This is a genomic window from Mesorhizobium sp. B2-5-7, assembly GCF_006440875.1.
Lineage (GTDB): Bacteria > Pseudomonadota > Alphaproteobacteria > Rhizobiales > Rhizobiaceae > Mesorhizobium > Mesorhizobium australicum.
Genome location: NZ_VFUO01000005.1, coordinates 345876 through 366895 on the forward strand (window position 1 = coordinate 345876; position 21020 = coordinate 366895).

At 60.6% G+C, this 21020-nt stretch carries 14 protein-coding genes; 4 read left to right on the forward strand and 10 right to left on the reverse strand.

Annotated elements, in window-relative coordinates:
* Positions 1 to 52: 52 nt before the first annotated feature.
* On the reverse strand, positions 53 to 1672 hold the full coding sequence (locus FJ543_RS22715; RefSeq protein ID WP_140877313.1) for a GMC family oxidoreductase: 1620 nt from the start codon (positions 1670 to 1672) through the stop codon (positions 53 to 55).
* Positions 1669 to 2418 carry an FCD domain-containing protein gene (locus tag FJ543_RS22720; RefSeq protein WP_224682183.1) on the reverse strand — a complete coding sequence of 250 codons (750 nt, stop codon included), beginning with the start codon at positions 2416 to 2418 and terminating at the stop codon, positions 1669 to 1671. Before FJ543_RS22720 ends, FJ543_RS22715 begins: the two co-directional genes overlap by 4 nt.
* 170 nt (positions 2419 to 2588) lie before the next feature.
* Here FJ543_RS22720 and FJ543_RS22725 point away from each other — a divergent pair, with 170 nt between their 5' ends.
* Together FJ543_RS22725 and FJ543_RS22730 are read left to right on the forward strand one after the other, a co-directional pair.
* Entirely contained in the window at positions 2589 to 3686 is a 1098-nt protein-coding gene (locus tag FJ543_RS22725) for a mandelate racemase/muconate lactonizing enzyme family protein (protein WP_140877315.1), read from the forward strand.
* A 527-nt stretch (positions 3687 to 4213) separates the two neighbouring features.
* On the forward strand, positions 4214 to 4393 hold the full coding sequence (locus FJ543_RS22730) for a hypothetical protein (protein ID WP_140877317.1): 180 nt from the start codon (positions 4214 to 4216) through the stop codon (positions 4391 to 4393).
* 329 nt (positions 4394 to 4722) lie between these two features.
* On the opposite strand, the gene FJ543_RS22735 is transcribed toward FJ543_RS22730, so the two are convergent.
* The 7 genes from FJ543_RS22735 to FJ543_RS22765 form a co-directional block, all read right to left on the reverse strand.
* Positions 4723 to 6837, reverse strand: coding sequence for an HWE histidine kinase domain-containing protein (locus FJ543_RS22735; RefSeq protein WP_224682182.1), 2115 nt, complete (start codon positions 6835 to 6837; stop codon positions 4723 to 4725).
* Between the two features lie 83 nt (positions 6838 to 6920).
* A complete protein-coding gene (locus FJ543_RS22740) occupies positions 6921 to 7817 on the reverse strand; it encodes a carbohydrate ABC transporter permease (protein ID WP_140877319.1) in 897 nt (298 codons plus the stop codon).
* Position 7818: 1 nt separating this feature from the next.
* Complete coding sequence (locus tag FJ543_RS22745) at positions 7819 to 8754, reverse strand: sugar ABC transporter permease (protein WP_140877321.1); 936 nt, start codon at positions 8752 to 8754, stop codon at positions 7819 to 7821.
* A gap of 188 nt (positions 8755 to 8942) precedes the next feature.
* Complete coding sequence (locus tag FJ543_RS22750) at positions 8943 to 10271, reverse strand: ABC transporter substrate-binding protein (RefSeq protein ID WP_140877323.1); 1329 nt, start codon at positions 10269 to 10271, stop codon at positions 8943 to 8945.
* A gap of 39 nt (positions 10272 to 10310) precedes the next feature.
* Positions 10311 to 11366 carry a sn-glycerol-3-phosphate ABC transporter ATP-binding protein UgpC gene (gene ugpC / locus FJ543_RS22755; protein WP_140877325.1) on the reverse strand — a complete coding sequence of 352 codons (1056 nt, stop codon included), beginning with the start codon at positions 11364 to 11366 and terminating at the stop codon, positions 10311 to 10313.
* 631 nt (positions 11367 to 11997) lie between these two features.
* Positions 11998 to 12735 (reverse strand): SDR family oxidoreductase, encoded by a 738-nt coding sequence (locus FJ543_RS22760; RefSeq protein WP_140877327.1) that lies wholly within the window; start codon positions 12733 to 12735, stop codon positions 11998 to 12000.
* On the reverse strand, positions 12722 to 14068 hold the full coding sequence (locus FJ543_RS22765) for a family 1 glycosylhydrolase (RefSeq protein WP_140877329.1): 1347 nt from the start codon (positions 14066 to 14068) through the stop codon (positions 12722 to 12724). The genes FJ543_RS22760 and FJ543_RS22765 overlap by 14 nt, the downstream gene beginning before the upstream one ends.
* Before the next feature lie 491 nt (positions 14069 to 14559).
* Here FJ543_RS22765 and FJ543_RS22770 point away from each other — a divergent pair, with 491 nt between their 5' ends.
* Together FJ543_RS22770 and FJ543_RS22785 are read left to right on the forward strand one after the other, a co-directional pair.
* Complete coding sequence (locus FJ543_RS22770; RefSeq protein WP_140877331.1) at positions 14560 to 15717, forward strand: hypothetical protein; 1158 nt, start codon at positions 14560 to 14562, stop codon at positions 15715 to 15717.
* Between the two features lie 1401 nt (positions 15718 to 17118).
* Entirely contained in the window at positions 17119 to 18177 is a 1059-nt protein-coding gene (locus FJ543_RS22785) for a PAS domain-containing protein (protein WP_140877335.1), read from the forward strand.
* Between the two features lie 92 nt (positions 18178 to 18269).
* Here FJ543_RS22785 and FJ543_RS22790 read toward each other — a convergent pair whose 3' ends face one another.
* A complete protein-coding gene (locus tag FJ543_RS22790; protein ID WP_140877337.1) occupies positions 18270 to 19391 on the reverse strand; it encodes a PHB depolymerase family esterase in 1122 nt (373 codons plus the stop codon).
* Between the last annotated feature and the right edge of the window lie 1629 nt (positions 19392 to 21020).

A 21020-nucleotide genomic window follows, 5' to 3' on the forward strand; every position in this document is an offset into this window, starting at 1 on the left:
CACTAACCTTGCATTCGCGGCTGCCCGTTTATCTTTGGATTTCCATTGGACGTCATGCCGCTTCCAGGATGAAGTCGGCGCAGCGGTCGCCCAGCATCATCGCCGGCGCGGCCGTATTGCCGGCGTTGATGTTAGGACAGGCCGACATGTCCGCGACCCGCAGATTGTCAATCCCGCGCACGCACATTGCAGCGTCCAGTACCGCCATTCGATCGCTGTCAGGCCCCATTCGACAGGTCCCGGCCGGATGGTAGTTCGTCTTGACGAACCGCTTGCAGTGCTTCGCCAAAGCCTCGTCACTATCTTCATTGCCTGCCGGCACGGCTATGGCCTTTACGCGATCGGCCAGCGGTTTCGTGCGGAATGCCTCGAGGAAGTAGCGCTGGCCCGAGATCATCTCCTTCATGTCCTCTGGGTGTGCGAGCAAATGAGGAGAAACCACCGGCATGTCCTTTGGATTGGCCGAGCGAAGCTTCACAAAGCCGCGCGACTTTGGCTTCACAACCACCGTTGTTACGGTCAGCCCATACGTGTTGGCGACCAAAGTAAGAATGTCGCGGTCCAGGTATACGTGCGGCACGCAAAATGCTTGGATCGTCGGCTCGCCTTCGGGATCGGCAGGATTGACGAAAGCTCCCGCCTCGACCCCAGCAGACAAGATCGTGCCGGTGCCGAAAAGCTTGAACTGCAGACCGTTTCTGACCATTCGCCAGCCTTGGCCCTGCTTGAAGTAGCCATAGGATCCGTTGGTGGTGGCGATGATCGGCACCTCTGGATGATCGATCAGGTTCTCACCAACCCCGGGCAAGTCGGCGGTACAGGCGATGCCATGCTGCGCAAGCGCATCGGCGGGGCCGACGCCCGACAGCATAAGAAGTTTCGGCGAAATCAGCGCGCCTGATGAGATAATCACGTCGGCGTCGGCATAGGCGGTGTGTTCTGTGCCAGAGGAATCCACATAGGTGACTCCTCTGGCGCGCTCGTTTTCAATCAGCACGCGGCTGACCGCACAATTCAGCTTCAGGGTGAGCCTGGGATCACGAACTAGAGGCTCGATGAACGCATAGGCGGCACTGCTGCGTTTTCCACCACGGTTCGTGAACTGGTAGAAGCCTACGCCGCGCTGCGAAGCTCCGTTAAAGTCATGGTTGTAGGGCAGTCCCAACCCTTGCAGTGCCTGCACGAACCAGCGCGAAACATCGTCGATATGACCGGGGTCGGAGACGAGCAGGGGGCCGGCGCTTCCGTGCAACTCGCCGGCGAGGCGGTTGTTGCCTTCCATGCCGGTGAAATGCGGCAAAACGGCCTGCCAGTTCCAGCGGATGCCGGCATTGTTGCCACGCAGCAATTCATCCCATTCGTCATAATCTGCGGGCCGGCCGCGCATGTAGACCTGGGCGTTGACCGAAGTACCGCCACCCAGCACGTTGCCTTGCGAGACTTCGTGTACGCGGCCGTCGAGGTGCGCCTGAGGTTCGGTGCGATGATAGCTCATGAATTTTGAGCCGTTGATCATCTTAAAAATACCGGGCGGCATGTCGAGCAGCGGATGGCGGTGCGAATGCCCAGCCTCCAGCAAGAGAACCCGCCGGCCCGCTCTAACCAACCTGGCCGCTACAACGCAGCCCGATGCTCCGCCGCCCACGACAATATGATCGTAGGACCTCTTCATCCTTCTTGTCCGTCAGGTGTTTCGAACGTTCCGCGGACATATTCCCATGCCGAGGCAAGATGGTTGAGCAGAGCCCGTTCGGCACCATCGGGATCACGCTCGATGACCGCCGTGCAGATCTCACGATGGCTGAGGAAATTTACCCGATTGCGCTCAGGCGATCTGGGCATGCGCAGCCAATGCGGCGAGAGCCAGGCGGTAAACGCCTTATGCACGGCGGGCAGCACGGGGTTGCGTGCGATGTCGTAAAGAACCGCATGAAACGCAACGTCGGTGGCATAGAAGTTTTCGGAGTCCGGTATCGCGGCCTCGTTCACCGCAAGGGCCGCCCTGAGCGCTGCGACATCGTCCTTGCGGGCGCTGATCGCGGCACTGCGAGCCAAGGCCGCTTCCAGGAAAACGCGCGTGTCGTACAAGGTTTTCACCCCGGCTTGATCGATCAACAAATGGCCGACGATGCCTTCCAGCGCGCCAAGGGCCGTATCGAGCCCCGGACGACGGGCCACCGGGCGAAAGCGGGGGCGCGCTTCGACTAGACCCCGGCTTGCCAGGCGGGCGATTGCTTCTCGCACCACGCCACGACCCACGTCGTATTGCGCCATGAGTTCCCGCTCAGCCGGCAGATAGCTGCCGTCACCGAGCTTTCCGGAAATGATGTCGCGCTCGATGCCCGCTACCATGATGTCGGCCGCGCGAGCAGATCCGACCATCGCCGGCACTCCCCGATGCTGTTCCGCCTGCAGCAAGCCTGATCTCCATGTCGCTCCTCCATTAAGGCGCAAATCGGACCAAAGCACAAGCAGCTACGACATTTAGTCAGACCAAAACGGCTGATCGATGCTTTAAGGTTGCAGCATAGCCCTTTCTGATGCAATTATGGTCGTACCAAATGAGGCGCGCATATGAGGACTCCGATGTGAGCAGCACGGCAATCCAGGACGTCGAGACACGGCTGTTCCGTGTGCCACTGCGCGAAGAGATGAGCGATGCCAAGCACGGCGCCCACACACATTTCGAACTGGTGACCGTGACCGTTCGGCTTACTGATGGCAGCGAGGGTACCGGCTATACCTACACGGGCGGCAAGGGCGGCCATGCCATCCGCGCCCTCATCGAGCGTGATCTGACGCCCTTTTTGCTTGGGCGCGAGGCCGCTGACATCGATGCGATCTACGACGGCATGTTGTGGCATATTCACTATGTCGGGCGTGGCGGCATCGCTTCCTTTGCAATTTCGGCGGTCGATATAGCTTTGTGGGATCTCAAGGGCCTGCGGACGGGCATTCCGCTCTGGAAGATGGCAGGCGGAGCAGGCCGAACTGCGAAGGTGTATCGCGGCGGCATCGACCTGAATCTCACCCTTGATCAGCTCCTGTCCAACATCGAATCTTATCTCCAGGCAGGCTTCACGGCAGTGAAGATCAAGGTCGGTAAGGACAACCTTGCCGAAGATCTTGCCCGCGTGAAAGCCGTCCGGGAGCGTATCGGACCTGATACGCCGTTGATGGTGGATGCGAACTACGCGCTGGATGTTCCGCGCGCGATCGAAGCGGCAAAGGCGTTCGCGCCCTATGACATATTATGGTTCGAGGAGCCTATCATTCCAGACGACTATGAAGGTTACGCGACCATCGCGCACGCAACTGGCATGCCACTCGCGATGGGAGAGAATCTGCACGTGATTGAGGAGTTCGAGCACGCCTTTGCGTGGTCGAGGCTGTCCTATATCCAACCGGATGCCTCGAATTGCGGTGGCGTCACCGGCTGGCTGCGGGTCGCTCACCGTTCACGCAAGGCCGGGGTGCCGGTGTGCAGCCACGGCATGCAGGAACTGCACGTCAGCCTCGTCGCCGGCCAGGAGAACGCCGGGTGGGTCGAAGCGCACAGTTTTGACATCGACTCCTATACGACCAGGCCCTTGGTGCTTCATGGCGGGCTAGCAGTGGCACCCGACGAGGCGGGCGTGGGTGTGGTGTTCGACTGGGAAAAATTATCGGCAGCCAACGCCGCTTAGTTGGGCGTAGGTGAACGCTTCCCGTAGCAATTGCAGTTGGCGCTAGTGCGGACCTGCGCGTTCACGTAATATGCAGGCGCCTTAATGCGGGCGATATTGCCTTCGCGGCGGACCTGATTCCGCTCGGCCGGCGCCAACCCGCCACCCAGCTCCCACCCGGCGCCGGCCACTTCGATACCCTCAGGCACGGCCCGGCTGTCCGCCCGCCTTCACCAAGTCACATCGCCAAGGACGCTTTTCAAAGAGCGGGCGGAAAGCAGGAATTCTCCAGCTTCATCAACGACAAGGACCGTCTCCAGGTTGAACCAGAGCTCCTGTTCCGACAGGCTGGAACACTGACACCGGGCCGCCTCGTGCCGAAGACGTGTAGCGCGACCGCAAAGCAGGCCACCAGCGAAGTCGGCGACCGCACAACCAGCCTTGTTAAGTCAGAGCAAAGGGGCACCTCGAAACTTAGGCGGCAAAAAACTCGCCGTCGCGATCCGGCCAAAACTCCGATATGCTCAGCGCAAAGCGTTGGGGGTGAGATGGACCCGATCAAGAGCCTAGTCGTGGTGCGGGATGACATAATCGCCGCGATCCTTCGCCTCGAAGCAATCCCGGAAGACGACAAGCATTATGGTTTCGCTCTTCAAGAGCGCGGCTATTTGAAGAGCGTGGTTATTAAGATCGAGGCCGACATTCGCATATTACGAGAAGCGCTATAGATGCCGACTGAATCCCTTCAGGGTGGCACGATTCGCATCTCGCACCCAGCAAGCTTGCAAGAACCATGAACTTCAACGGATCCTGGCGACCAGATCGAAGTCGGCGTGACGCTCTCTTCAATCGTTCGTACCTTTACCGGCGTTGTTTGACTTGTCCGCGATCTGAGCGACCGCAACCTTGGCCCCGACGCGGTCGTCAATTCATCCGGCGGGCCGTTGGCAATCGGGGATGCTTCGCATTGGGCGGTTGACCGGACCATGCGCAAGACGGGTTGATATTTCGCGGCGAATGTTCCTGCGCGGCTGGAAGAGCTTCGCTGGGAAGATCTCTACATTTCGCCTCCGTGGGTGTCGTCGTTGTCCACCGCGGGATTAACCTCAGACGCAGCATTCATTCGCATGGTGCAGACCAGTCCCGATTTGTGGAACTTCAGTGTGACGCGTCCGGACGTGCCGGACGCAAACACGCGCTCGAGGAGCTGCGTGCCGAATCCCTTTCGCTCGATCGGCTCGACGGGCGGACCTCCCCGTTCGCGCCATTCCAGATCGAGCCAGCGATGCTGTTTTTGACCAACAAGCTTCCAATGAATGGACACCGTGCCGGTTTCGTTCGACAGTGCTCCATACTTGAGCGCATTCGTCGTAAGCTCATGAAAAGCCAGAGCGGCCGAGAGAGCGACGTTCGGTGATAGCCAGACCGACTCGCCGTTAACCCTGAAGCGGTCGATCGGTGCGTGTGAGCTGACGGATGTGGCAATCAGATCCCTGACGTCGGCGCCACTCCAGTTCTGCTGAATAAGCAGATCGTTGGCCTTGGCTAGCGAGACGAGACGGCTGGAGAGCGTGCGTCCAGCTTCAGGCAGACTTGTGGCGTTGCGAAGTGTCTGGGCGGCAATGGACTGAACCACGGCAAGGATATTCTTCACGCGATGGTTCAGCTCATTGGTCAGCAATTTGAGCTGCTCCTCGCCGCGTTTGCGTTCCGTTATGTCGAGGCTGATTTGAACGGCCCCAATAATGCCGCCACCGGGGTTGCGGATTGGACGTGCGCTGGAAAGCAGAAGGCGCTCGACACCTGATGGCAACGTGTAGACGAACTCTTCGTGATCCGTCAGCTGCCCGCGCATGGCGCGGCTAAGAGGGCGGTCTTCGCGGCTCACTATGTGCCCGTCCTTGACGGCCACCGTGTCGATAACATGGTCGGGGCTGCCGAAGGATTTGTGCGCGTCGGTTGGCAGGCCCATGAGTTCTGCCGCGAAGCGGTTGCGGATGACCTGAAGAGCCTTCGGATCATAGGTAAACCAGACTGCCGCCGGCGCTGTCTCCAACACCGCCTCCAACTCGTAGCGCCGTTCGGCGATCGCCCGCTCTGCATTCACCATCGCCTGGGCGATCGCAGCGAACTCCGTAACCGAGGTCGGCAAGGCTTCGACGCTGCGGCCGTGACCCAACGCTTCGGCCCGTGTCGCCAGTTCAGCGGTGGCCCGGGTGAATCCCTTGCCGACGAAATATCCCAGAGCAACCGAAACAAGTAGCGACAGGAGACCTATCCCGCAGATCGCCGCCAGCGAGCGCCAGAGCGGCGCCTGCGCTGCTGCAAGCGGCACGTTTGCTGTGTAAAACCAATCAGAGTCCGGAGACCTGTAGTAGCCCGCCAGCAGCGTCTCCCCTTCGAAGTTGCGTGACGTGAATGAGCCCGAGCGCCCGACTATCTTTTCCACGTATTCGGGCAATCCGCGCTTTCCGGTCCATTCGTCGTGCAACCTGGAACGTGCAACGTAGTTTCCGTCGCGATCTCCCACGCCCACAGTCCATCCTTGCGGGACCGCCGGCATCAAAACATCGCGGATCCGGGCAGTCGGCACAGAAAGCGTAAGAAGCAGGTCCTCCCCCTTCGGGGCGGGCACCCGAATGGCAACCGCCACGCGGTATTCGCCCGAGCCCTTGTCGCTGAAGACATCGCTGACGAAAACACCGGAACGGCTGAGTTTCTCGCGCTCGACAGAAGCTATAGGTGCGACGGACGGCAAGGCGGCACCGTAGCCTATTTCGGTGTTCATCAGCTGATTGCCGCCAAGATCGCGCAGGACGATCGTCCGGTCCGTCCCGTGGACAAGATCGAGCGCCTCCCGGTGAAAGGCTTGCAGATCGCCACTGGCGAGCGCGGCGGATTTGGACAGGCCGTCGAGGATGGTTTGGAGATTTGCCAGCTCGCCCTCTACAACGAGCGACACCTGGCGAGCCGTTTGCACGGCATCCTGCTCAAAACGGTATCGTTCATGCAGGGCATATTGGGCCAGCAGATAGCCGGCAAACAGCCACACCGGGACAACTGCGGCGGCGGTCAAAGCAAGCAGATGCGATCGAACTGATCGACGAGGCAAGTCCATATCCCGTGCCGGCTCAGGAACCCTCAACCATAATCGGCGGGCGACGAACAGCAAGCGTTAGTTCGAGCGAATATAATGCTTCCGGTGCGCCGTGGCGCACGCGATAAGGTGCCATGGCCGCCGGTCACTGCCGTGGGTTACTCTTTGACCGCCCCGGTCATTGACGACACGTAGTGCTCGACGAAGAAGGAATAAAGGATCACCACCGGCAGCGAGCCGATCAGGGCGCCAGCCATAAGCGAACCCCATTCGTAAACGTCGGAGCGGACCAGCTCGGTCAGCACGCCCACCGGCACGGTCTTATTCTCGGACGACTGGATGAACGTGAGGGCGTAGATGAACTCATTCCACGACAGCGTGAAGGCGAAGATACCCGCCGAGATCAGCCCTGGTACGGACAGCGGCAGCACGATCTTGGTTAGCACTTGCCAGCGGCTGGCGCCGTCGATGAGGGCGCACTCCTCCAGTTCGAAGGGAATGGAACGGAAATAGCCCATCAGCAACCAGGTGCAGAAAGGCACCAGGAAAGTCGGATAAGTCAGGATCAAGGCAAAGGGCGTGTCATAAAGCCCGAGATTAAACACCATCACCGACAGCGGAATAAATAGGATGGACGGTGGGACCAGATAGGCGAGGAACACGGCCAGCCCGACCTGGCGCGAGCCGGAAAAGCGCAGTCGCTCGATCGCATACGCAGCCAACACCGCGGCGACAAGCGACAGCACGGTAGCGGCGACCGCAATGATCGTCGTGTTGAGCAGCCAGCCGGGATAGGAGGTCTCGAAAAGCAGGTAGCGGATGTTCTGCAAGGTCGGGTGGACGACCCAGAACGGGCTCGATGTATCGTAACTCGTCATTTCTGCGTTGGGTTTGATCGCGGTGATCGTCATCCAGTAAAAGGGAAAGAGCAGCACGATGACAAAAATGGCCAGTGGGACATAGATCGTGACCACGCGACGCGGCAGGCTTTGCAGATAGCTCATGCCACCTTCGTCGCCACCGGCTGCATTGGCCTTGGGGTCGCGCAGAGCCATCTCAATCTCCGCCGCCTTGCTGCCATCTGCGTCGCTGCAGGCCGAAATAGCTGAACAGGATCGCGCCCAGCAGGAACGGGATCATCGCCACAGCGATGGCTGCGCCTTCGCCGAGCTGCCCGCCCGAAATGCCACGTTGGAAAGAAAGCGTCGCCATGAGATGTGTGGCGTTCACCGGGCCGCCGCGCGTCAGCACATAGATGAGCTGGAAATCGGTGAAGGTGAACAGCACCGAAAAGGTCATGGTGATGGCGATGATCGGCGTCAGCAGCGGCAAGGTGACATAGCGAAACAGCTGCCATCGACCGGCGCCGTCCAGCGTGGCGGCTTCGTAGAGTGATTGCGGGATCGTCTGCAGGCCGGCAAGCAGCGTTATGGCGACGAAGGGAATGCCGCGCCAGACATTAGCGGCGATCACCGAAGCGCGCGCGTTTTGCGGATCGCCAAGGAAGTTGATGTTGTGGTCGATGAGGCCCATCTGCTTGAGGGCCCAGGAGATGATCGAGAATTGCGAATCGTAGATCCACCAGAAGGCGATCGCCGACAGCACCGTCGGCACCACCCAGGGAAGAAGCACCACGGCGCGGAAAAACGATTTGAACGGCAGGTTCTCGTTGAGCAGCAACGCCAGCCAAAGGCCGAGGGCGAACTTCAGGACAGACGCGCTCACCGTGTAGAGAAGCGTGTTGAACACGGACAGCCAGAACACGCTGTCGTTCCAGAGGTATTCATAGTTCTCCAGGCCGATGAAGACGCCCGGCCTGCCAATGCGGGCGTCGGTAAAGCCGAGCCAGACGCCGAGCCCCAGCGGATAGGTCAGAAAGACCAGCAGCAGCACCACTGTCGGCAGCATAAAGCCAAAGCTAAGCAGACCACGGCTTTCGGCAATGCGCGACAAGAAGGAGGGGTGGGGCGGGGCGGCGGTTGTCACGGCCATGAAACGCTCCTGTGGCGGGTCTCGAGTTGCAGCAGTCCTTCGACTTTCGTGGACTGCAGGCGCGCGGGCCCATTGGTCCGCGCTCTCTCCTTGTGGGCGCGTGCCTTTCGGCGGCACGTCGCGACGCCTGCTGGGCTCGACCGAAAAACAAAGCGTCTTCCCCCCGCGAATGGAAGAAGACGTCCAGACTACACCCGGTAATACCTGTTGGCGCGCTTTTCGGCCTCTTCCATTGCCTCCTGCGGTGTCGCCCGACCAGTCACCGCCTTGGCGAACATGTCGACCAGCACGTAGTCGGCCATGGTCGCGGCGGACGCGTAGCCGAGCGGCCCTGCGTAGCCGTTGTTGCGCAGCGTCGCTGACGCCTTGGCATAGGGCGCATAGTTTGGATCGGCCTTCCAGATCGGATTGTCGTCGTAGGCCTTCAAGGTCTGGCAGCAATAGCCGGAAGAGCCCTTGATCCATTCCGACATCTGCGGTTCCTCGAACATGAACTGCAGATAGGCCTTGGCCGCGTTGGGATAGGGCGTGTAGTTGAAGATCACCGCCGAAGTGACCTGGTAAAGCTCCACCGCCTTGCCGACCGGACCGATCGGCAAGCTGGCCGTGCGGATGTCCTTGGCCATTTCAGCCAGCTTGGGATCCTTGTCCTTGTTGATCCTGGCTGTTTCATAGGCCGAGATACCGTTGGCGATGACCGACAACTCGCCGGCCAGGAAGGCACGATTGTTGTTCACATCGAGCCAACTTTCGGTGCCTGGGATAAAGGTCTTGTAGAGGGCCTGGGCATATTCGATCGCCTTCAGCGTCTCGGGACTGTTGATCACCACCTTGCTGTTCTCGTCGACCATCTTGCCGCCATGGCTCCATAAGAGCCAGTGGGCGTAATTGTTGCCGTCGCCGACGCCATGGCCATGGGTGAAGCCGGCTGGGTGGCCTTTGGCTTGCACAGCCTTGCACAATTCGAGGAAGCTGTCGGTGTCCTTCGGGAACTCGGAAAAGCCGGCCTCCTTAACCCAGCTCTCGCGGTAGACGATGGCGTTGCCTATGGTAGCTAGCGGCAGCCCAATGAACTTACCGTTCTTGGTGGCGTAGCTCTTGGGGCCCTCGTGCCAGCCGCCATATTTCTTGCCCAGATAATCTCCGAGATCGGTCACATCGAGGAGCTTGTCGGGATATTGGAAGGGATCGTCGAACCAGACGAACATCAGGTCGGGACCCGAGCCGACATTGGCGGCGACCGCCGCCTTGGGACGAATGTCCTCCCAGCTCTCCTTGTCGACGCGCACCTCGACACCGGTGGCATCGGTGAATTTCTTCGTCTGCGCCAGCCAGGCGTTCTCATCGCCCTGGACAAAGGGTGACCAGCGAAGGAGCCTGAGCTTGGCGCCCTTTTCGGGCGTGTATTTCGGCCCATCCTGGGCAAAGGCTGACGTGCCAAGCAGCCGGCTACCGATTGCTCCGGCAGCCGCAGCACCGGCGCTGGTGCGGATCACGTCTCTTCTGGTGTATCTCATGGCCATTTCCTCCTGTTTGATTGACTGACCTCGACATATTCAAAGCCGGCGACCCGTATCTGCGTCAAAGAGATGGACCAGGCTTGGCTCGGCGGCGAGCCTGACGGTTTGGCCCGGCTGAAACGGGTGGCGCTCTCGAAAATTCGCGACGATCTCTTCGCCGCCGGGCGCGCGGCCGATGATCTGCAACTCCGACCCGGTCGGTTCGATGACGGATATGGTGACGGGAAAGCCCTGGTCGCAGAGGCGCAGATGCTCTGGCCGGATGCCAAGCACCACTCGACCTCCATTCAGGCCTTTCGGCGTCTGCGGCAAGGGTACGGCGACGCCGGAGCTGCCTTCAAAGCCGCCGGCGCCAATGCGCCCTGTCAGCATGTTCATGGCTGGAGAGCCAATGAACATCGCGACGAAAAGATTGTCCGGGCGGTCATAAAGGTCGAGCGGACGTCCGATCTGCTCCACATTGCCGTCATGCATGACGACGATCTTGTCGGCCATCGTCATCGCCTCGATCTGGTCGTGAGTGACATAGACCGTCGTTGTCTTCAGGCGCTGGTGCAGTTCCTTGATCTCTGCGCGCATCTGCACGCGCAGCTTGGCATCGAGATTGGAGAGGGGCTCGTCGAACAAAAACACCTGCGGGTCGCGAACGATCGCCCGGCCCATGGCCACGCGCTGCCGCTGCCCGCCGGAAAGCTGCCGGGGATAGCGTGACAGAAGCGGCGTGAGGTTGAGAATTTCCGCGGCACGCGCAACCTTGGCATCGCTCTCCCGCTTGGAGACACGCTTCAACATCAGGGAGAACGCCATGTTCTCACGCACCGTCATATGTGGATAGAGCGCGTAGTTCTGGAACACCATGGCAATGTCGCGCTCCTTGGGGGCGACCGCGTTGACAACGCGCCCACCAATGGCGATCTCGCCGCGCGTGATGCCTTCCAGGCCCGCAATCATGCGCAAAAGCGTCGACTTCCCACAGCCCGACGGGCCGACCAGCGTGACGAACTCGCCGTCTTCTATTTCGATGCCGACGCCATGCAGAATCTCGGCGGCGCCGAAGGACTTATAGACATCGCGGATCGCAACGGACGCCATCGATTTCCTCCCGAGCGATGAGACGCCTGCAGGAAGACGTCCACTTCACATACGCAGCTTTCGGTCTTGCTGCGCCCTCCATCTGAAGTGGTAGCGCTACCAGCAGTGCGTGTAAAGCACAGCCGGATCTCCCCGGACTGAGTGATCTAGATCGGATTTCCAATATTTCTCGAGGCACTCGGCCGCTCGGGACAAGCGCAGCATTCCATCGGACATCGCGGCCTCATCCTTGTGCAATTCCGATTCTCCAAGTATCGCCGAACGAGGCGGCGGCTAGGGGGGCCGCTGATGGTCGGCGACAAGTTGGTTCGGCCGGCGAGGCTCGACTCCTAACTAGGGCACTCGCGGTCAACTGCTAGAGCCCGGTCGTCCTCATCCATGCCGCCCGTCTCCTTCGCCGCATTGGTCCGCATCGCCGCCGCTGCCGGAGCGCTTGCGCGGTGGAATCTGCGCTGCCCAGCTTGGCGCAAAATTCTTGAGCCTTTCTCCAGCCGAACCAGTGACAATGTGATTGTCTTCGATCCCCGGAGCGCGGAATCGTTCCCTGCCGAGGCACGCGCTGTCGACGCCGGTGCGGGTGATCCGTGCGCGACTTGGCCTTAGCAGTGCCGCAGCAATACCGCTTGCACGTCTAGAGCCGTGCCAACCGGCCGCCATCCACGTTGAGCGCCGCGCCGTTGACAAAGGCGGCGTCGTCTGAAGCCAGGAAAGCGGCGGCCGCGGCAATCTGCTCCGGCTTGCCCACATCTTCCGGGCTGATGGATTCGACGCCTGATTTGATGTTCGGATTTTCCCAAAGCATCGGTGTGTCGATGGCCCCTGGCAGGATAGCATTGGCGCGTATGCCACGCGCCCGGCCTTCGACCGCAGTGGACCGGGTGAGCGACAGTAGGGCCGCTTTTGCCGCAGCGTAGGGGGCAACGTGCGGCGTCGTTTCAAGCGCGTGCACGCTCGAGATGTTCACGATCGAGCCGCCATGGGTCATGTGCGCGAATGCCTCACGCGTGAAATGGACTGCCCCCAGCAAGTCCACACTCAGCACCTTCAGCCAGTCGGCGCTGGTGAACGCCTCGATGGGCTTGAACATTATCAGGCCGGCGTTGTTGACGACGATGTCCAACCTGCCAAATCGCGCGAGGGCCAGTTGACAGCACTGCCCGACGGCAATCTCGTCTGAAACGTCGCAAACCGAGACGGCGGTGTCCAGCGCGCCGGCTTTTCGGACTGCCTGTGCGGCCGCCTGCGCACTGCCTTCATCCAGGTCGGCGATGATAATCCGGGCGCCTTCGGCGCCCAAGCGGGTCGCGATGGCCAGCCCAATGCCGCTTGCGGCGCCAGTCACAATCGCGCTCTTGTCAGCCAGGCGCATCGGGTTTCACCTTGTCTTTGGAGGGTTCCAGCGGTTCGGCCCCAGCCTCGGCGATCCGGTCCACATGCAAAAGGTCCCGCGCATAGTCCTGTTGCGCCCGAACACTTGGGTCGTCCTGCTCGGACGGCAAAAAGACGGGCAAAGCGAGGCAGACACTTTGGGTGGCCAGCAGCTTGTTCCAGTTGGCGATGAGCGCCTTATATGCGGTTCCCACCGCCCTGGGGTTGCGGTCCAGATCATAGAGGCCGACCGCATTGACCCTTCCGTTGTTCTCGCGCAGCGCGCTATCCCAGTCCACCTGATCGGTGAGCGAGTACCAAGTGAAGCCCACGATTGGTATGCCGTCGTTGCGGATCCTAAGCACGTTAGCCCACTCCTTCCACAACCAGTAAACGGCTTCGTCCCCGTTCGGCCCTTCGCGGATGTTTGTCTCTGTATGCATCACAGGCAGGCGGTAACGGTTGAAATACTGGCGCGTAATTTCGTCATAGCCGAACACCTCGCCGGAAGCCGACGTGGTTCCGTCTGCCCAAACCCGATGCTCGTTGGTCTGATAATAGTCAGTGCCCATCACGCAATGCCTGCGCAAATGATTTTCCAGGAAAAAGCTGTACTCCTGCGCGGTCATCCCGTTTTCGAGCAGGTAGCGATAAGTGCGCGCGTCGACGTCATGCCCGTAATTGAGGTCGAGCGATAGGAAACGCTGGCTATTGAAGCGCTCCGCCTTGCCGATGGCCGCGGGGGAGTCGGCGTGAAAGTACTCCGAGGACTCGCTTTGAATGAAGATAGCGTCGGGCCTCGCTTGCAGGATTGCCCGCATCGCCACCACGTTGCCCTTCACGATATGCTTGAGGGCGGTGACGAAGGCGGTGTCGGTGCTCAGTTGCTCGTTCCACCAACCCCAGCGCGCTGAAAAGGTGGCGCAGATGAACATCTCATTGACCGGCGTGTAGAGCTGGATCCAAGGAAAGCGGGTTGCGAAGTCGTGCGCATAACGTTCAAACAGCCGTGGAAAATCCGGGTTCTGGAAATTGCCCACCCAGTCTGGAACGCCGAAATGGCAGAGGTCGACGATCGGAAGAACATCCCTGGCCTTCAGGTCAGCGAAGGTCTCATCGGCGAAGGTCCAGTCATAGTGTCCGTCGCCCAACCAGGTCTTGTGAATTGGAGGCCCGTAGCGGAGAAAGCGAAGACCCAGTTCCTGCAGCAGCTCGAAGTCGGTGCGCCATTGCTGGTAGAAGCGACATTTCTCCATTTCGTCGACCCGCTCCCGTCCTCCACTGATCGTGGGAGCGCTGTTTTCAATGCCGGTGGCAAAGACGAAATTGAACATCAAAGGTCCTGAGCAGCCAAGCTGCAGCAATTTCGTAACGTCCAGCTTGCAACGCAGTTCCGGGCCGGCAGGTCAGCACGACTTTTGGCGATACGCGACTACGGTACCGAACGGACGGCGGGTCTCGCCAGCTATATGCGGGACCTGCGTGTTCAGTTCCTGCCGTTCGAGCCCGGGTGAAGCGGATTGCCGCCGAAGGTGATTGCGTCACATATCCACGCGACGAGATCGCCAGGCGATGTGGGATTGCGATCGTTGATTTTTCCGCCTGGATGGACGGGCGCCAAGGGGGAATGCCAAGCGAGGCAGGCATTTATAGGACGAATCTCCCGTTCGTTCGAATGATGGCAACTGAGGAACCACCAGTTAGGTTCCAACTGATGCTTTGGCGCGCGCGGTGGTGTTTCGCTCGCTTCGCGCTTTTGCTCGGCACCGGAAATTTCGACAGGTGGAGATGCAATGCGGTGAGGCTGCAGTCTCGAGGTTCAGCGATGGGTCATGTGCAGAGCACGAGGGCGAATTGTCTCCTCGATGCGTTCAGCTCGATTGGACGATGGACTTCTTTTTTGCCGCACGAGACGCGCGGAAGGCGGGCGGAGGCCATCGTCACCCTCTTTCCGTTATGCCTTGTTTTGCTGTTCGCATCTCCGGCACACAGTCAGCGCGCGCCTGACGCCTCAGCGCCTCTCCCAGCCAGCGACAGTTCGTCCGATGCATTTACGGACAACGTCGATGTCGGCAAAGAGCCCGGCAAGGCAACGGCAGGGGCATTCGGATCCCACGCAGTTGGAGAGCTGGTGCCCAGCGAAGCACAGGCACCCGACGCAGAGGCACAAACGCCGCCAGGCGAAAATCAGGAGATGTTACGACGCGAATTGGATGCCGCACGAGCGGAGCTAGCCAAGCAAGCACAAGTTCTAAAAGAGCAGCAGCGAAAGGACGAAGCCCTTTCGCTCGATCTGCAGACGGCGCAGCGCGCCATCGAAAGCTTCAGGGCCGAAGCCACTCTCTGGGGCGGTGACAAGCCCGCCGCCGGTGCAGCCCAGCCCTCCAAGGACGTCCCCGAGACTGCTGTGACGCAAGCTCTTGACGACGAACGGCACAAGGTTGAGCTCTTGGGACAAGAGCTCACAACGGCTCACCGAACCATCGAGGCCCTCAAGACAGCCGCAAATGCGGCCGCCGTCGAGCTGGCCAACGCCAATAAGAACCGTGAGACGGCCGAAGCAGGTCTACGGCAAACTGGAGAAGCGCTCGAGCTGGAACGCAACCGAGCCGATTCAGCTGCCCGTGACCTCGACGTAGTTCGCAAGGAGCGCGACGCTTCAAGCCGGACCTCGGTCGGGTTAAGCGCGGCGTTCGAAGAAGAACGTGAACGGGCGACCGGTCTAGCCCTGAGCCTCAGTGCCGCGCGCGAGGCAATCGACGACCTCGCAACCAGGAACCGGCCTGCGGCTGCAGCGCGCTCGCGAATGATCCATAAGCCGGCAGGTGTGGTTGCACGTGCACCACCCAGATCAGGTGTTGAACCGAGGCGCAAACCGCGCTCGCGAGAAAAACAGAAACAGGCTGCTGTCTTGGGCCCGCTCTCTCTTCCCCTCGCATTGCTGCCGACCCGACCACCGAAAGGACTCGACCCGCGCCAGTGAACAGACGTGGAGCCGAATGTATGCCGAGGTCAACATAGCAATGAAACAGTACGTCGCCGCCGCCCTGATGATCGGGATTGGAATCGGACCTGCCTACGCTCTCGACAAAGGGGTAGGCGCCAGCGTCGGCGGAATCGGAGTCGGCGCCGGAGTAAACGCGGGTTCGCAAGGCGCAACGGTCGGGGTGGGAGCGAGCGTCGGCGATGCAGGGGGATCACATGTCGGAGCTTCGGTTGGCGCGGCCAAGGGAGCAGTCGGCGTTGGCGTTGGTGCCAGCGGCAGTGTCCGCAACGCAGGCGCAGGCGTTTCGACCAGTATTGGTTCAGGCGACGATTCGGCGGTCGACGACGGGTCGCCTCCCGCTAGCGGCAGTCCAGCCACCACACCCAAAGGAACGGCTGGTCCCACCGCCGCTGCGTCCGCCAGGAGTGGTAAGCAATCGATTGCCTTGCCACCAATTCTTAAGCCTTCCATATCTGCTGACGGCGGCTTCACCGACGGCTATCCTGTCAAGCCTCAGAGACCCCTGAGAGCGAAGCCCGGTATACCAGCTGCTGTTGTGCAAGCCTGCCGCTCCGCGATCACGTCCGCCGCCACACCGCTTGGCGCCGTCCGCGTCAGGGCGTTAAGCGCAGGATTGTTGCGTCGACGTGGGGGTACACTCACGGCACCAATCAAGGTTCAAATAGATTATGCAAGGCAAGGGGGCGTCGAGGTTCGGCAGGCCGACGTCGATTGTCGACTGGACATGGCGGGCAGGGTCACGGCGATAAAATGAGAACTGGTTGGCCAGTTCGAACGCCGCGCCGTTCGGCTGCCTGGGAACTATACCGTCATCTTGCGAGCTTGTTGCAAGCCAGTGAACATCGTGATTTCTAAGCGATCATCGGGGGGCGGGCCATGGGGCATGTCAGGTATTTCATTTCAAAGACCGGTGACCAATGGCTGGTCCGGTTTGACGGTAAGGACTATCCCTATTCAGCGCATTCGGAGGCCGTGCGTGCGGCTGTCAAGGCAGCCAGCAGTGCCTCGGCCACTGGCTACGATGCAGAGGTATTGGTTCAAGGCGTCGATGGGAAGTGGCGAACGGAATGGCCCATCGATTGAGTGGGAACGCCCTGATGAGCGTCCTGCGCCGGCTGTACTGTGCGTTGGCGCTCATCTGTTCGCACTTTGCGCGCGCGCCTTTGGGGCGACCAACATAGGTACCCTCTTGGCACACGCCGGCGATGTTGGTCTCCGGTAGGTTGCACATTTCAGCTGGCCCATAGGCCCCGGCTGCCTCGCCTCAAGTAATTCGAAGAACCGATTGCGCGGCTTTACAGTCCGGTTCGAAACATCACATTGGAAACCTTGTAGGAAGTCGGGCGTTATCGCTGACCTCTCTCAAATGAGCAAAGAGTGCCTGAGAACGCCAAATCATCGTCAGCCCTCCATGGCGACGCGCCGGCCGCAGCAGCCACCACCGCATGGGCGGATCGCAAGGAGCTGGCATCGGCGGCGTTCGAGCGCACGCGCATGCCCATCGTCATCACCGATGCCCGGCAGCCCGACAATCCCATTGTGCTCGCCAACCGGGCCTTCCTGGATCTGACCGGCTATACATCCGATGAAGTCCTGGGGCGAAATTGCCGCTTCCTACAAGGGGAGGGAACATCACCCGCGGCCGTTGCTGAAATTCGAGCGGCGATAGAGCGTGAACGCGAGACCAATGTAGAGATACTGAACTTCCGCAAGGATGGTTCGCCGTTCTGGAACCAGCTCCATCTGAGCCCCATCAAGGACGATGAAGGCGCCCTCCTTTACTACTTCGCGTCGCAGATCGACGTTACGAAACATCGCATGATCCAGAGCCTGGAGGCGGCGGAGCACCGCCTCCTCATGGAGGTCGATCATCGCGCAAAGAACGTTCTAGCGGTTGTCGATGGTATCGTTCGGCTGAGCAAGGCAGACAATGCATCGCTCTATGCCGCGGCCGTTCAACGACGGATCCACGCTCTGGCAGTCGCACACGCTTTATTGGCCGAGCGCGGCTGGCGCGATGTGCCGCTGGACGAAATCGTCTCCAGGCAAGTCGCCCAGTTTGCGTCTGGCAGGACGGCAATGAGCGGTCCTGAAGTACTGATCCCGGCGGTGGTCGTTCAACCACTGGCTCTCGTGGCCCATGAATTGATCGTCAACGCCGCCACCCATGGAGCTCTCGCCCAGGATACGGGGCGGTTGGAGGTCAGCTGGCATGGGACGGGCCACCATGGCGGCTTTAACCTGCGGTGGGAGGAACGCGGGAGATGTAAAGCTGGATCTCCGCCAGGGGCGCCCGGCTTCGGGACGACCATGGTCAATGCGATTGTCCAGAAGCAGCTTCAGGGTGAGATCCTGCGGGATTGGACATCGGACGGTTTGAAAATCAGCATAAGCATCCCGGGAGCAGCTGCCGTTTCGACAGCCAAGGGTGCCTGAGACGCTCGTTGATCTGGCACTCCCATTTTCCATAGCTGCATCGCAGGCCGGCCCCCGCTAGACGAAGGTTCATCAAAAAGTCTGGCCATGAACTATTTCATCAAGCCGGCAGCGCGAAGGGCGCTTTCGATAAGCGGACCGGGCCCAGCCGTCAGACCGCTGCGCGGCTCGAAGGGTGGGTGTGCGACCACCAAGAGGGAGCGCCCAACAGATTTTGCCGGTAAACGCACATCTGGCGATGGGACCTGAGAGCCCGCTTCTTCAAATCCCCAGAACCGGGAGATGAGCGAGGTGGACGATATGCCGGTGTCGATCATAAAGGATCCGCCGTGACTCAATCCGTCCGCAGAGTCCACGGGGGTCCCGTGCGCCATGCCTGCGATCCAGTACGATTCGATGACTTCCTCATTGGCAGCGTTCTTCCAGACCTCGCGGCGGTAGCCCTGATGCACCTGCGTCTCGGGTTGCACTCTACTTTGACCGCGCAATGCAAGCCACTGCCCGACGAGCTGATCGGAGTTGACCGGACTGACTGTTGTGTCGGCGCTTCCATGCCAGACGGAGAGTTTCGGCCATGGTCCGTCGTGACCGGAAGCTTGCTGGACGGCCCTCGCCAACCGCTTGGCAGTGGGGCCGCCGTGGCCTCGCATGCGGTCGAAAGCCTGCGGCAGGCTACTGGCGCTGCCATAGGGTAGACCGGCTATGATGGCCCCGCCGGCGAAGACTTCCGGGTAAGTCGCCAACATGGCGGCAGCCATTGCCCCGCCGGCGGAAAGTCCGGTGATAAAGATCCTGGTGCGGTCGATGTCGTGAGCGGCGCCCACGGCCTCTATCATTTGGCGGATCGAAAGCGCCTCGCCGGAGCCCCGCCGTGTGTCGTCGGGGACAAACCAGTTGAAACAAAGATTGGCATTGTTGCTGCGCTGCTGTTCTGGAAAGAGGACGGCAAAGCCCTTGCGATCCGCCGTCCTCGACCAGCCGGCGCCGCTGTCATAGGATGCAGCCGACTGCGTACAGCCATGGAGGACAACCACCAGAGGGGCCTTCGCCGCAAGGTCCTTGGGGCGGTATGTCCAGCCCCGCAGGTTTCCGGGATTTGACCCGAACGCCTGAAGTTCGGAAAAGCGGTCGTTTTCGTCGGGACCATTCAAGACGCCGTCGATCTGTTTTCGCCGCGCAGCCAAGCGTGCAACGGTATCGGCGAGACTTCTCATGTCGGTATCCTTTCGCGTCGATCCAGAGCGGATCGAATAAACGGAACGCCGCGTCTCCAGGTTGGTTGCTGCAGTGCAGCATAAATTGCCTGCAAGCAATCGATCCGCATGGCATTTGCTTTGCATCGCCGGTGCAGAGAGCCCTCCGATCGAGCAGCAATGCCTGGAACGGACTGGCCGCTCTCGACTTTCACACACTGACATCCTCTTTTTGTGGCTCACAGAGCTTTCCCCAACAAGCCCACAAAGTGGCGGCTTGCTGCTCATCAGGTACACAACTGCTGCATGGCCTGTGTCCTCAAGAAATTCCCACGACGCTTTCGCACGGCTCGCGCAAGGCGCTGGGCGTTTATCTCGCCAAGGCAGAGGCCCTCCACAGGCAGCTTCTGACGTCTGAGACAGGACGATATTGACGACGCGGAACTCTGTCCTTGGCGACCAGAAGTCCGGTGAACCTGCCTTAACGGGGCGATCATCCCGCTTGGACACTGCGCCGGGAAAGGCTCGGCGTCCGGCGGATACCAACACGGTTTCGCCGCGCCGGTGATGGTTCCGGCTTCGGTCGAAGCAAGGCGAAAACGGTTGACACGGGGCATGCCGTCTCGGCGTCGAGAACGTCCAGAAGTGCCACACGGGAGCGGAACATCAGAGCTTGCTGACGGTTCTACCTTGTGGATCTTTCCAATTGAGAGGACGACCGTGTCAGCGTTTGAATTCGTCTATTTTTCTGGTCTGACGGGGAATGATTTCCTAGGCGGTGTCGTCTCGTTGTTGGCGTGCTGCGTTCTCTACAACGTTATCGCTGAGGATCGCCCGCACCGGTGAGAGCGGGACCGCAACGGGTGAGCCCTTGACCGGCCGCTCTCTACTTTGGACGCGTGTGGCCGGTATCAACTTCGTATCGCTCACTAATACTCGCCGCGGTCCTCATGTGACCTGCCGTTTGCTCGGCCGGGCATTCGCGACGACATCGCATGCGGTTCATTTCTGTTTCTACGGTGGGACCTACTCCGCCAGTCATAGTTGGCCCCGTCGGCCGACTGCAGAGTTGCCTGGCGGGTCCCGCCCGGCCTGGCGGGCTGGAACATCTGCGAGAGACCGAGGTTCGGGTGCCGGCCCGCCTGCTCCCGGGCGGTCCTTCCCATGTGAACTGCCCGTCTGACTTACCGGCAGCGGGCTTTTTTGCGGCTCTGGCCAGCCCGCCCACCCGCCGCAGTTCTCTCCGCATTGAGGACACCCCCCCGGGAGCCCGTGAAGAACACTTACGAGAGACGCGTTCTGAGCAAATCTGCACGCCCGTCAGTCGGTGGCCACGACCTCTCGGGGCCATGATCGTGACAGGGCAGCTGGGGAACTTTCCGGACCAGAGCGAATTGAGCCACGGCGGCCGATTCCCACTCCGAATCCGCCGCTGACCAAAGACCCAATCTTGGTCGGCCCGCGACTCCTCAGGAAGGCGCGGGCCAATATTTTGGCAGGATTCGGGTGCGCGGCCTGGGGCGATTCAGTATCCATGTGAGATAGCGGCCCCCTCAACCACAGCTGATCTTGCCCTCTGCAGAGACCCGCGAGCGAAGGGTATGACTTCACCACGGCAAGGCAGTTGCGCGTTGCGTGAGAGATACAGAC